At 71.6% G+C, this 11,933-nt stretch carries 13 protein-coding genes; 3 read left to right on the top strand and 10 right to left on the bottom strand.

The window, feature by feature from the left end; all coding sequences use genetic code 11:
- Window positions 1-7: 7 nt before the first annotated feature.
- The 7 genes from FHL80_RS23980 to FHL80_RS23955 form a co-directional block, all read right to left on the bottom strand.
- Window positions 8-280 (bottom strand): FmdB family zinc ribbon protein, encoded by a 273-nt coding sequence (locus FHL80_RS23980; protein WP_216871012.1) that lies wholly within the window; start codon window positions 278-280, stop codon window positions 8-10.
- 62 nt (window positions 281-342) lie between these two features.
- Entirely contained in the window at window positions 343-1,602 is a 1,260-nt protein-coding gene (gene fmdA / locus FHL80_RS23975; protein ID WP_138735841.1) for a formamidase, read from the bottom strand.
- Between the two features lie 117 nt (window positions 1,603-1,719).
- Window positions 1,720-1,869: a hypothetical protein gene (locus FHL80_RS25875; protein WP_216871011.1), complete on the bottom strand. Its 150-nt coding sequence runs from the start codon at window positions 1,867-1,869 to the stop codon at window positions 1,720-1,722.
- 55 nt (window positions 1,870-1,924) lie between these two features.
- Complete coding sequence (locus FHL80_RS23970; RefSeq protein WP_138735840.1) at window positions 1,925-2,671, bottom strand: AmiS/UreI family transporter; 747 nt, start codon at window positions 2,669-2,671, stop codon at window positions 1,925-1,927.
- A 599-nt stretch (window positions 2,672-3,270) separates the two neighbouring features.
- Window positions 3,271-3,852: a putative glycolipid-binding domain-containing protein gene (locus FHL80_RS23965; RefSeq protein ID WP_138735839.1), complete on the bottom strand. Its 582-nt coding sequence runs from the start codon at window positions 3,850-3,852 to the stop codon at window positions 3,271-3,273.
- A 96-nt stretch (window positions 3,853-3,948) separates the two neighbouring features.
- A complete protein-coding gene (locus FHL80_RS23960) occupies window positions 3,949-4,389 on the bottom strand; it encodes a VOC family protein (protein ID WP_138735838.1) in 441 nt (146 codons plus the stop codon).
- A 143-nt stretch (window positions 4,390-4,532) separates the two neighbouring features.
- Window positions 4,533-5,267, bottom strand: coding sequence for an MBL fold metallo-hydrolase (locus tag FHL80_RS23955; RefSeq protein ID WP_246078925.1), 735 nt, complete (start codon window positions 5,265-5,267; stop codon window positions 4,533-4,535).
- Window positions 5,268-5,499: 232 nt separating this feature from the next.
- Here FHL80_RS23955 and FHL80_RS23950 point away from each other — a divergent pair, with 232 nt between their 5' ends.
- Together FHL80_RS23950 and FHL80_RS23945 are read left to right on the top strand one after the other, a co-directional pair.
- Window positions 5,500-6,528: a Kelch repeat-containing protein gene (locus FHL80_RS23950; protein WP_138735837.1), complete on the top strand. Its 1,029-nt coding sequence runs from the start codon at window positions 5,500-5,502 to the stop codon at window positions 6,526-6,528.
- 150 nt (window positions 6,529-6,678) lie between these two features.
- Window positions 6,679-7,614, top strand: a complete 936-nt coding sequence (locus FHL80_RS23945) for a patatin-like phospholipase family protein (protein WP_138735836.1) — start codon at window positions 6,679-6,681, stop codon at window positions 7,612-7,614.
- A gap of 95 nt (window positions 7,615-7,709) precedes the next feature.
- Here FHL80_RS23945 and FHL80_RS23940 read toward each other — a convergent pair whose 3' ends face one another.
- Window positions 7,710-8,852: a glycosyltransferase gene (locus FHL80_RS23940; protein ID WP_138735835.1), complete on the bottom strand. Its 1,143-nt coding sequence runs from the start codon at window positions 8,850-8,852 to the stop codon at window positions 7,710-7,712.
- A gap of 269 nt (window positions 8,853-9,121) precedes the next feature.
- Complete coding sequence (locus FHL80_RS23935) at window positions 9,122-9,499, bottom strand: DUF4267 domain-containing protein (RefSeq protein WP_138735834.1); 378 nt, start codon at window positions 9,497-9,499, stop codon at window positions 9,122-9,124.
- A 434-nt stretch (window positions 9,500-9,933) separates the two neighbouring features.
- Between FHL80_RS23935 and FHL80_RS23930 the strand changes: the two genes are divergently transcribed.
- Entirely contained in the window at window positions 9,934-10,458 is a 525-nt protein-coding gene (locus FHL80_RS23930; protein ID WP_138735833.1) for a hypothetical protein, read from the top strand.
- A gap of 347 nt (window positions 10,459-10,805) precedes the next feature.
- Here FHL80_RS23930 and FHL80_RS23925 read toward each other — a convergent pair.
- The coding region (locus FHL80_RS23925) for an LLM class flavin-dependent oxidoreductase (protein WP_138735832.1) at window positions 10,806-11,933 on the bottom strand (1,128 nt) is incomplete at its 5' end.

Below are 11,933 nucleotides of genomic sequence, written 5' to 3'. Positions count from 1 at the left end.
GGGCGGGTCAGTGCCGGTGGCCGCCGGCACGGGGCAGCCGGCGGCCGGACGGTGGCCCGGTGACCATCGGCTCCCCGCTGCGCGCCCGGTCGACGCGGGTGCGGTCGGCCCGTCCGGCGTCGCGGAGCGCGCCGTCGGGCGGCCGGCTCACCCCCACGCTGTAGCGGCGCGGGGCGGAGCGGTCACAGGACGGGCACGGCGCGGCCGCCGCGGCGTCCTGCATGTCGCAGCGGAGGTCGAAGGGCCCGCAGTCCGGGCAGCGGAACTCGTAGAGCGGCACGCGGTGCTCCTGTCCGGGCGCGGTCCGGGGCAGGACGAGCCTGCCCCGGACCTGTGGGTGGGTCAGTCGGCGAGCAGGTCCCGGCCGCCTGCCTCGCCGGGCAGGATGTTCCGGTCGAAGATCGACAGCGGGATGCTGATCGACACCGCGCTGTTGGGGATGTCGACCACGCCGCCGATGCGGCCGTCGATCGGTGCCGCCCCGAGGAACAGGTAGGCCTGCTCGAAGGTCCAGTCCATCGCAGGCATCAGGTAGTTGATGGCGTTGAGGCAGGCCTGCCGGTAGGCGACGGTCGCGTTCATGTAGTAGTTGCGGCCGTCCTCGACGCTGATCCCCTCGAAGGTCAGGAACTCCGAGTAGTTGGGGCCGACCCGGCCGGGCTTGAAGAACGGCATGGACTGCTTGTAGCGGTCCATGCCCCCCTTGACGAGGTCGAAGTGCAGGTCGATGAAGCCGGGCATCTCGATGGCGCCGCAGAAGGTGATCTCGCCGTCGCCCTGGGCGAAGTGCAGGTCGCCGATCGAGAACAGCCCGCCGGGGACGAAGACCGGCATGTACACGCGGCTGCCGACGCCGAGGTCCTTGATGTCGACGTTCCCGCCGTGCTCCCGGGGCGGGATGGTGCGGCAGGCCTCGGCGGCGGCCCGCTCGAAGTCGCTGCCGCTCAACGTGCCGAGCAGCGCGTCGTGCGACAACGGGGGCAGGGCGAGCCCGGGCACCTGCGGCGCGCCGGGGACGTCCCCGCCGTGCGCCGGGATGTCGCCGGTGACCCGGTCGGGGTTCTGGTCGATGAGGGCCTGCTCCCGGCGGTTCCACTCGGCCAGCAGGTCCGGTGACGGCGCGCAGCCGAAGAGGCCGGGGTGGGAGTTGCCGATGAAGCGCACCCCGGGGACGTGCCGGCTGGTGGTCCAGATCCCGTCGAGGTCCCAGATCGCCTTGGATGCCCCCGGTGAGTAGTCGGTGAGGAAGCCCCCGCCGTTCTCCTTGGCGAAGATCCCGGTGTAGCCCCACGGCTGCACGTCGAACGGGCCGATGTCGACGATGTCGACCACCAGCATGTCGCCGGGTTCGGCGCCCTCGATCGCGAACGGGCCGCTCAGCATGTGGCACGGGTCGATGTTCATGTCCCGGATGTCGTCGGCGTCATCGGAGTTGCGCACCTGGTCGTCGGTCCAGTCCTTGCACTCGATGCGGTACGTCGCACCCGGGGCGACCGTGTTGGCCGGCGGGATGTCGGGGTGCCACCGGTTGTGGCCGGGCACCGTCTGGTCGCGCATCGACACGCTCAGGTCACGGTTGATCTCGAAGATGACGTCGGGCACGGGAACTCCTCCAGGTTGCGTTGCGGAAGGCACGGACGGGCGGTGCAGGGCCTCCTCTCGGTCGCGGGCCAGGACGCCCCGGGCGGTGGACGTGGACCACCCGAGGCGCCGCCGTCCTCAGGAGCTGGACCTCGGTACTCCCGTCCACAGCGGCGCATCGCGGACGTCGTCGGCGGGGTCGTCGTGGCTCGCCGCGGCGACCCACTCCCGGCAGTGCACCTCGGTGGACCGCCGACTGGGGTCGAGGGTGGAGACGGCGTCGGGCATGACCTGGTTCCTGGTCTCGGTGCGAGGGAGGTGAGGCGGCGTGTCGACCGGTGCGTCACCTCCGCCGGTGGGTCGGCGCGTCGGTGGACTGCCGCGTCGGTTGCGGCTCCGTGACGTTCCCGCGCACCTGCGTGGTCGGTGGCGAGGCCCCCGCGCCCTGGTCGGCGGGCTCGCCCTCCCGCAGCTCGGTGGCCGGCTCGGGTCCCGCCGGCACGCCCGGCCCGCGCAGCCGGGGGTAGAGGGCCAGCGACAGCAGCAGGAGGACGGCGAGCACGATCGCCGATGTCTGACGGTTGTCCTGCCACACCTCGGTCAGGAGCATGAAGGCGGGGACGGCGCAGGTCAGCACGCCCGCGACGATCGCGACGGCGCCGGTGAAGCGGGTCAGTTCTTCCCGCTTCAGGCCGAGCACCAGGAAGAACAGCGCCCACAGGACCGCCCAGTACAGCCAGATGACACCGAAGGCAGGGTCGTCGAGGCGACCGAAGTTCAGCCCGGCGAAGACCACGGCGCACACCGCCACGAATGCGGAGAACCAGCCCAGGCCCGTGCCGTCCAGGCCACCGAGCAGGTTGAGGCCGACATAGAGGTAGGTGAAGCCGAAGAGGTAGATGCCCGAGGCGCTGAGGATGGTGTCCGGGTCTCCGCCGGACGTGACGATCAGGTAGGTCGGGGTGAACACCTGCAGTGCGCCGACGAAGAGGTTCATCGGCGCGGCCGCCCGGGCGTCCACCCGCCCGAGCAGCATCAAGCCGTTCACGATCAGGACCGCTCCGACGTACAGCAGACCGACGCTGGCCATCCCGCTCTCCTCTCGTCCGTACGTCCGGTCAGGGCGCCCGTGTCGATGCCGTGGAGTCCGTCATGGACGAGGCAGCCGGCTCAGGGCCGGCTTGCGTGCGACGTCCGCCTGCCGCCTCCGGTGAGGCGCGGGCGGAGGGGCGGAGACGACGTCCGGCCGCTCGCTGCTGCGCCCCGCGCGCGCCATGAGCGCCCGCCGCACCCATCGCGCAGCTGGTCCCGGTCGGGCCGTGCTCGGGGCAGCGGTAGACGTGGACGACGATGTCGCACCTCCGGGGCGCATCCCCGGACTTCCGGAACGGCTCCGGGGAGGAGACGGACGCTTCGCTGACCGGCGCGGGCGGTCAAGGCGGTGACGCGCGGACCGGAACATCTCCCGGCGGGCGGACGGCGTCCCCGGCGCGTCGTGACGGAGGGGGTCTCGGTCGCCGCCCGGATGACATCTGCATGACGGTCGGGTATCCAGGGCGTCACCATGTCCGCACGGGGAGGTCGAGAGCTGACTCCTGGCTGGTCGACGAGGAGCACGAGCCCGCAGAGGTTCTCCGCGTCCACCAGGTGGGCAGCTGGGCCGACGTGGGTGCGTCGGCCGTCACCCGGTCAGCCGGCCCGCACGGCGATGCCGGGGTACGCCAGCACCAGACCCGCCTCGTCGTAGACGAGTCGGCAGGAGAAATCGAACGCGGGGGCGCTGTACTCGTAGCGTTGGCGCCCGTCCCGGTCGCTGATCCGGGTGTACTCCTGCTCCAGTCGTTCCACGTCGAGGTCGAGGGCGCGGACGTAGGCGGCCGGAGCATGCGTCGCCGCCCCGACAGGCAGGGCGAGACGATGCACCGGCAGGGCGTTGGTCATCGCAGAGGACTCCAGGTCCACGTCCAGGCACCCGTCCAGCAGTGGCGCGGGCTCCCCGTCGATGCGCCAGCGGCCCTCGCCGTCTGCTTCGAGCAGCCGGGTCCGCAGCCCGGTGTCCGAGCGGCCGGTCACCTGCGCGCTGCGGGTCCGCCAGCCGGGGTCGAGCCGGATCTCGTAGCCCACGACCCAGGCCTGCCCGTCCTCGACCGCGGCCGTGGTGCCCCTGAGCAGGTGACCGTCGTCGACGGACCGGAGGTGGACGACCTCGAAGCCCGATCGGGCGTCCTGGTGCAGCCAGGCCGCACTCGTCGGCGGCGGGAGGAAGGGCATGCCCCACCCTGGCCTGCACTGCGCCCTGCACGCCGCTCAGGGGCAGAGAGCGGCCGTCAGCCCATCTCCGATGAGCCGACCCGGCCAGCCTCACAGTCAGCTGAGCTGCTCGGCCAACGCGACGATGATCCCCGCAGGGCCGCGGACGTAGCAGAGCCGGTAGGCGTCCTGGAACTGCGCCACCTCTCCGACGAGTTGCGCGCCGTGGGCTCGCAGGCCGGCGAGAGCGGCGTCCAGGTCGTCGACGGCGAACATGATGCTGCGGAGGCCGAGCGTGTTGCCCAGTGCGTTCCCCGGCTCCGCGCTGACCGCCTTCGGGCTGTGGAACTTCGTCAGCTCGAGCCGGCCGTGGCCGTCCGGGGTCCGCATCATCGCGATGTCGACCCGGACGCCGTCGAGCCTGTTGAGGCGGTCCACCTCGCCGCCCTCGATCGGCGCCTCGCCCTCCAGTTCCATGCCGAGTTCGGAGAAGAACGCCTTGGCGGCCTCGAGGTCGTCGACGACGACGCTGACGTGGTCCATCCGCTGGATCGTCATGGTGGTCCTCCTTCGTCGCGCGGCCTGTCGTGGCCACTGATGTCCACAGGACGGAGCCAGCGCCGCATCCTCGACGACCCGGGACGTGAGGAACCCAGGCGGGGACAGATCGTCCCCCGACCGGTCTGTCCCGGTCCCTCGGGTCAGGTCCTCCGGCTGGTCGGTGGGCGCCACGGCTCGTGCGTGTGCGCGAGCCAGACCAGCTCGGGGTCGAGCGCGCGCACCAGCCGCTGGCCTTCGTCGCGCGGCTCGTCGAGCTCGCCGAAGAAGACCGCCATGTCACCGCCGATGACCGCCGGACGCCCGCCCGTCTCGACGACGACCACCTGCGACCCTGGCGTGTGCCCGGGCGCCGGGACGAGCCGGACCCCGGGGAGCAACTCGAGCTCGCCGTCGACGGGGACGTACTGCGCGCCGGGCGCCTCGACCCACTCACGGATCGTGTAGTCCTCCAGGCTCCGCGCGTCGTCGAGCTCCCGGCGCTGCACGTAGATCGGCCTGCCGGGGAAGAGGTGGTTGCCGCCGCAGTGGTCGAAGTGCAGGTGCGTGTTGATGACGACGTCGATGCCGGCCAAGTCGAAGTCGGCCTGCTCGCTCAGCGGCACCAGGCGCGGGTCCATGTCGGCCACCAGTGGGTGCAGCTCCGTCATGCCGGTGTCGACGAGCACGCGCGCGTCGGGGTGCTCGATGACGTGCACGTAGACCGGCATCAGCTCGCCCTCGGCGACGAGCAGGTCGGCCACGTGGACCGGCGTGATCGTCGGCGACACCCCCTCGCCTCCTGCTCCCTTCCGGGGCCGTGGTCCACGCATCGCGGACAGCTCGTGGGGTGCCTCGGTCCCGGCCCGGTCGCCGTCCTCGTGCACGAAGGTGGCCATGCTCGCTCCTCCCGTTCCACGTTGGTGGACCGCTGGGCGCGGTCACCAGCACTACGACTCCGGGGCTGCGCAGAAGTCATCGGCCCCCGCTGCCCGCGTTCGAGGCGTCTTCTCACGGACGCGCTGGAGGGGCTGGCCCGGCGGCAGTGGTGACGCGGCGGTGACGCTTCTGTTGTCACATGGGCTCCGACCGCCCGGTGGGTGGTCCGCCGTCCAGCCGGAGGGAGGTCTCATGGCGGGCTTCACGCTCACCGGCTCCATGAGCGTCGGCCGACACCTCAGATCCGCCGTGCTGCTCGCGGACGGGCGGGTCCTGGCCGCCGGCGGCCGTGACCTGCAGGGCCCGCCGCTCCTGACGGCTGAGGTCTACGACCCGCAGGCGGGCCAGTGGGCTCCGACGGGATCCCTGCACCGCTCTCATGAGCGCGGACTCCTCGTCGCGACGGCGGACGGCGCCGCCCTCGTCGGCGGGGATGAGCCGGGGCAGGACACGTTCCTGGAGACCTGGAGCTCGGCCACGGAACAGTGGACGCCGACGATCGTGCCGCCGTTCATGTCCCGGGTCGACGGCGCTTGGCGCGAGGGCGACCAGCTGCTGGTGCTGTCCCTGCCTGAGGCGCTGCTGGACGACATGGAGTTCCGCGCCGTCGACCTCACCAACGGCCAGCTCGACAAGCTGCCGTCACCGATCACCGCTCGCCACAACTCACTGAACTGCCAGTTGTCCGACGGCCGGATCCTGCTCACCGCGGGACTGTCCTACGGGCTCGGCGGAGGTGGCGGTCCGGTCGAGTTCGTGACCCGCGAGTGCGAGGTGTACGACCCCGTGGCGGGGGGATGGGATCCCGTCGGCGACCTCACCGTGCCTCACATGAACGCGGACAGGTCCGGCCAGAGCCTGGTCGCGCTCCCCGACGGTGGCGCCCTGATGGTGGCCGGGAGCGGCCTCGGTGCCCAGCTCCACACCGACGTGGTGGAGCGTTGGACGAGCGCCACGGGGGCGTGGGACACCAGGAAGCCGCTGACGCAGCCGCGGGACGCGCACACCACCACCGTGCTGCCGGGCGGCTCGGTCCTGGTCGCCGGTGGTGAGGGTCCCAGCGGACTGCGGTCCGACTGCCACACCTACGACCTCGAGAGCGACTCCTGGAGCAGTGCCGACTCGCTCACCCAGCCCCGCGTGGGCCACATCGCCGTGGCCCTGACCGAGGGCAGGGTGTTGATCATCGACGGGGACGGCAGCTGCGAGCTGTTCGCCTGAGCCCCGCCACTCCATCGCCGGTGACCGCCTCCGACACGCGCCTGCCGCCGTGCGGGCCCGAAGACCGACCAACCTGCCTGATCTCCACCCGGACCAGGGCACACCGGGCTGCGAGATGGTGGACACCTCGATCCGGGAGAGGCGGCACACATGAGATCGGTCGCGATTGCTTGCCAGGGCGGCGGCAGCCACACCGCGTTCACCGGCGGTGCACTGCAGCGTCTGCTTGCTGACCCCGACCACAGGACCGTGGCGCTGTCCGGGACCTCGGGTGGCGCGGTCTGCGCCTTCCTGGCCTGGTACGGCCTCATGACCAGCGGGGCAGGTGAAGCTGGCCGGCTGTTGGAGCGGTTCTGGGAGGCGAATGCGGCCACCACGCTGAGCGACAAGGCGGCGAACGCCTGGCTGGTGGGACTGGCCCGGCTGGAGGGGCGGGTGTCGCTGCCGACGGTGAGTCCTTACGTCTACCCGGACATCGCCGGCGCTGCCTTCACGGACCTGCTGACCCGCCACGTGGACGTCGACCGGCTGGCCCGGTTGCAGGAGTCCCTGTCGGCAGACCAGCCACTGCTTCTCCTCGGCGCCGCCGACGTCCTCACCGGCGACTTCAAGGCCTTCTCCAGCCGGCGCCGGGAGATCACCGTGAACGCCGTGCTGGCCTCGGCCGCCGTCCCCCTGCTGTTCCGCGCCGTCCGGGAGCAGGGCCGGTACTACTGGGACGGGCTGTTCAGCCAGAACCCGCCGGTCCGCGAGCTGCCTGACGCCGGCCCGGACGAGATCTGGGTGATCCGGATCAACCCGCGCGCGAGGGCCGCAGAGCCGAAGAGCGTGGGCGACATCGCTGACCGGCGGAACGAGCTGGCCGGCAACCTCTCGCTGGAACAGGAGCTGTACTTCATCCGCAAGGTCAACGAATGGGCGGACCGTCTCGGCGAGCCGTACCGGCGCATCGAAGTCCGCGAACTGGCGCTCGACCTCGACCTCGACGTGGCCAGCAAGCTCGATCGCAGGCCGGCGTTCCTCCGCCGTCTGTTCGACGCGGGGCGGGAGCAGGCGGAGGCGTTCTTGGCCGGGCTGCCTGCCTGACCGCCCTGTCGAGACGGGCGGCCCACGGCGGGATCGGCGGCGAGGGATCGGCGGCTCGGTGAGGCGAATCGAACCCGAGTCCTCTGGCAGGTGGCTCAGCGGGCGAGTCCTTCCAGCAGGCCTGCGGCGTCGGCTGTGGTCGGCAGCTCAGCCGTCTGCTGGGCGATCGCCAGGGCCGCGTGCTGCTCGGGGGAGTCGTCGAGCAGTGCCGAGACCGTGTTCGTCACCTCAGTGGGGCTGCAGGCCAGCGGGTCGAGCACCCGGGAGACGCCGAGGGCGCGGCAGCGTTCGGCGGTCCAGGGCTGATCGGCACCCATGGGCAGCAGGAGCGAGGGCAGGCCGAGAGCGAGTGTGGCGACCACGGTGCCGGACCCGGCGTGGGACACCACCAGGTCCCGTCCGCGCAAGGCCTCGGGGAGTGGGACGAAGCGTTCGACGCGGATGTGCCCCGGCTGCGGGCCGAGCTCGGCCGGGTCCAGCTCGCGCCCCACCGTGACCAGCACGTCGACGTCGAGCTCGCGCAGGCCGGCGAGCACCCGGAGGAAGAGGTCGCCGGATTCCTGGGCGAAGATCGTGCCCAGGGTCAGGTAGAGCGACCGGCGAGCGTGCTGCCGGACGGGCGATGCCGGGTCGCGGAGGACGAGGTCGTCGAGGATCGGAGGCCGGACGGCGATGGCGGTGTCCGGCAAGGAGTCGGCCGGGTCGCGCAGGCCCGGGGGCACGGGGTCGAGGGTGAGGTCGCCGTGCAGCCCTGGGGTTGCCGGGTCGCGGGGGAGGCCGTGTCGGACGCGGAGCTGCTCGATCGGCGGGCGCAGCCGTTCGGCGTCCAGGAAACCGCCGGCGGCGATCACGATGACGTCGGCCGAGGGTATCCCGGCGGCCTCGGCCGCCACTCCGGCACCGACGTCCATCTCGTCGCGCAGCACCAGGTCGGGACGCCACTGGGCGATGAGCGCGCTGGTACGTGCCGCCCGTTCGGTGCCGACCTGTGCGATGAAGAAGTCCGCCACCACCCGCTGCTCGTGGGCCCGGTCGACCGGTGCCAGCGGTCGCCGCTCGTCGGGTGGCAGCAGGGTCGCGCCGCCGGTGTCCACGGCGGGAAACCCGGCGGCCTCGACCACGGGGAGCATCGCCTGCTGGCAGGCGTAGCGGACCTGGTGGCCGCGGGCCCGCAGCTGCCGCGCGTACGGCAGGGTCGGCAAGAAGTGCCCGGTGCCGCCGGCGAACGTCCCGAGCACGCGCATCACGACAACACAGGACGCCGGCTGGAGGAGGAACGGAGGGAAGTGGAGCCAGGCGGCGTTGCCTCGTCCCCGGGGTCGCGGTCCACAGTGGTGACCTCCGGAGCACCGCTCGACTGGCAGGGCGCTCGAGCGACAGCCCGGTCCGCTGCATCGCCGGTGTCGTTCCTCCAGGCACGCTGCCGACCGCGTCCAACGGTACCGCCACCGTGAGCGGGCACTTCGGCATCGAGCCCGGCCGCTACGTCGACGGCTGAGCTGACGGCTCAGTCCTCCAGCGAGCGGACGGCCAGGCCGAGGGCGGCGAAGATCGCGCTCGTGGTTGCGGCTCGCACCGCCGTGGTCCCCGTGGTGCGCGCCGCGGCGAGCCCGATCAGCATGTCGACGAGGTTCATGGCCGCCGCAACGCCCAGTACACGGTCGGTCTCCTCCTTTGTCCGGGCGGTGAAGGTCCACGCGGCGAGGGCGAGCATGCGGCTTCCGAACAGGCGGAGCAGCTGCGTGGTGTAGGGCGACGGTGGGACGCCGTAGGCCGTTCCGAGCGCTTGAGGGGCAAAGACGCCGGCGACCCCGAAGAGGGCAGCGCTCCCGCCCATGGACTGCACCAGTGTTCGTTTCCGCATCCCCAGCGCGGTCTTCGCCATGTCGGTCCCCTCTGTGACGCAGAGAACTGCTCGGTGTCGCAGCAGCATCCTCTCGACGGTGCCAGCCGTACAGGGGCCGCTGTCGTACCTCCGAGCCGACCGCTCGCGGGCGGGTTGCCCACGTGTGCAGTGCGTTTCGCAAGGCACTCGAGGAGCCGTTGCCCGATGTGGTGGCGATGAAGACCCCGTCCCCCGACCGTCGAGGCGTCGGGAGATCCGCTGCGGCGCGCAGGTCGGGGCTTGCCCTGTCTCACGAGGCGGTGACCGGGACCGCCCACGTTGCCCCGCACGTGCTGATCCCCCAGCGTGACAGTTCGGTGACGGCCGAGGCGTTGACTTCCCGCCGATCACCGAGACGAAGGGGGCAACGGATCCGCTTGTGCGCCGTTCGCTGCGGTGGGAGGCATCAGCCGCACGGCACGAGGAGAAACGAGATGGGCCCGAACGTCACGTTCTACCGCGGGGACGACGGAGCCTGGTCCGTCGGGCACATCGACGGTTCGGTGCTCCTCCTCGAGGACCAGGGCGGCGGCGCAGCCCCCGACCGGACACACATCGTGACGATCGGCTCCGACGTCCTGTTCTACCGCAGCGACGACGGGACCTTCTTCGTCGCGCACATCAGCGGTTCTGGGCATCTCATCGGGAGCCAGAGCGGCAGCACAGCTCCGAACTGGACGCACATCGTGACGGTCGGCTCGAACGTCCTGTTCTACCGCAGCGACGACGGGACCTTCTTCGTCGGGCACATCGACAGTTCCGGGCACCTGGTCGAGACGCACAGCAACGTCGCAGCCCCGGACTGGACGCACATCGTGGCGGTCGGCTGCAACCTCCTGTGCTACCGCGGCGACGACGGGACCTTCTCGGTCGGGCACATCGACCGTTCCGGGCACCTGGTCGAGACGCACAGCAGCGGCGCTGCTCCGAACTGGACGCACATCGTGGCGCTGGGCTGAGGTGCATTGCTGCACCTCCCCCCTGTGAGTCGGGCGGGCCCGGACACCGGCGCACTCCACGTGGCCCCGCCACGCCGCCCGCAGTCAGCCAGGCAAGGAGTCAACCGAACGAGGGCAGTCCCCCTCCCGGTCAATGCGCCCGCGGTGCTCCTGGCCGGAAGGACCCCGGCACCGTCACCCCGCTGCACCGACCGGTTGTTCCGGGGCCGTTGGCCAGACGGTCGAGCTGGTGCTCGCCCATGTGGCCGACCAGCACAGTCGGCCACTCGGTCGCGTGGGTGGTGGGGATCTCGGGTCGTCGTGCGCGTCGGGTGCGGGCAACATGCCGCCGGGGAGCCTCCCGCTGGTCAGGACTGTCCGGCGCCCGTGGGCTGTTGACCGGCCCTCTCCTGCGCGTACCGGTCGGTCGCGGCCTGGATGGCGGCGCCGTTCTTGGCGTCGAGCTCGCTGTGCTTGCTGCGCGCCCACGCCTCCGAGGCGAGCAGCCGCTTCTGAGAGGGCTGGAAGGCCGGGATCACGTGGCGGGCGAACAGCTCGAAGCTGCGCTGGGTGGCCTGCCAGTTGGCCCAGTCGTGCTGGAGCAGGATGAAGCAGCCGAACCCGCCGTTGGACTGGTCGACCAGCCGCTGGAGCTGGCGGATGGCGTCGTCCGGGGTGCCGACCACCCCCCAACCGGTCTCGTCGATCCATGCGAGGCGTTCCTCGAAGGTGTCGCCGGGGATGCGGACGGGCGGGAGGGCGAGGGTCTTCTGGGTGTACTCGACGAAGGCGTCGAATCCGTACCTGATGTCCTCGACAGCCTGCTCCCGGGTCTCGGCGATGTGCATCGGGCCCATCAGCCGCCACCGGGACCTGTCAGCAGGACGCCCGGACGCGGCTCCCTCCGCCTCCCACACGTCCCAGTGCAGGGCCAGGGCGTCGAAGCCCATCTCCGTGGTCGCGCCCACCGACAGCATTCCGAGGCCGTGCTTGCCGGCCAGCCGGGGACCGGTGGGGGAGGCGGTGGCCGCGACGGCCACCTCGAAGCAGGGGTCCTGGTAGGGAGCCAGTTGGCAGCGGGCCTCGACCAGCTCGTACCGGTCGGTCTTCACCGAGACCGGCTCGTCGGAGGTGAGCAGGCGCAGGAGCACGTCGAGGTCCTCTGCCAGCGCCGGTCGCAGCTGGTCGGGCTCCAGACCGATCATCGCCGCGTCGGTGGGCAGGGACCCCGGGCCGACGCCGAGCATGAGACGACCGCGGATGAGGTGGTCGACGAGGATCGCGCGGTCGGCGATCCACAGGGGGTTGTGGTACGGGATGGAGACCACACCGGTTCCCAGCCTGATGTGCTGGGTGAGCGCTCCGACGTGGGCGATGAAGGTCAGCGGGTCCGCGATGATCTCGGTGGCGGCCGAGTGGTGCTCACCGACCCAGACCTCGTCGTAGCCCAGCCGGTCGAGCAGCTGGATCGTCTCCACGTCGCGCTGCAACGAGGT

The organism is Modestobacter excelsi (assembly GCF_005930495.1).
Classification (GTDB): Bacteria; Actinomycetota; Actinomycetes; order Mycobacteriales; family Geodermatophilaceae; genus Modestobacter; species Modestobacter excelsi.
The sequence above is the reverse complement of the archived record's forward strand: the minus strand, read 5'-3'. Positions and strand labels throughout refer to the sequence as shown.

What these genes read in the sequence shown, in the direction of transcription:
- FHL80_RS25875 (WP_216871011.1), bottom strand. Translation starts at nt 1,869, where the DNA reads ATGCCCGACGCCGTCTCCACCCTCGACCCCAGTCGGCGGTCCACCGAG.
- FHL80_RS23970 (WP_138735840.1), bottom strand. Translation starts at nt 2,671, where the DNA reads ATGGCCAGCGTCGGTCTGCTGTACGTCGGAGCGGTCCTGATCGTGAAC.
- FHL80_RS23965 (WP_138735839.1), bottom strand. Translation starts at nt 3,852, where the DNA reads ATGCCCTTCCTCCCGCCGCCGACGAGTGCGGCCTGGCTGCACCAGGAC.
- FHL80_RS23960 (WP_138735838.1), bottom strand. Translation starts at nt 4,389, where the DNA reads ATGACGATCCAGCGGATGGACCACGTCAGCGTCGTCGTCGACGACCTC.
- FHL80_RS23955 (WP_246078925.1), bottom strand. Translation starts at nt 5,267, where the DNA reads ATGGCCACCTTCGTGCACGAGGACGGCGACCGGGCCGGGACCGAGGCA.
- FHL80_RS23950 (WP_138735837.1), top strand. Translation starts at nt 5,500, where the DNA reads ATGGCGGGCTTCACGCTCACCGGCTCCATGAGCGTCGGCCGACACCTC.
- FHL80_RS23945 (WP_138735836.1), top strand. Translation starts at nt 6,679, where the DNA reads ATGAGATCGGTCGCGATTGCTTGCCAGGGCGGCGGCAGCCACACCGCG.
- FHL80_RS23935 (WP_138735834.1), bottom strand. Translation starts at nt 9,499, where the DNA reads ATGGCGAAGACCGCGCTGGGGATGCGGAAACGAACACTGGTGCAGTCC.
- FHL80_RS23930 (WP_138735833.1), top strand. Translation starts at nt 9,934, where the DNA reads ATGGGCCCGAACGTCACGTTCTACCGCGGGGACGACGGAGCCTGGTCC.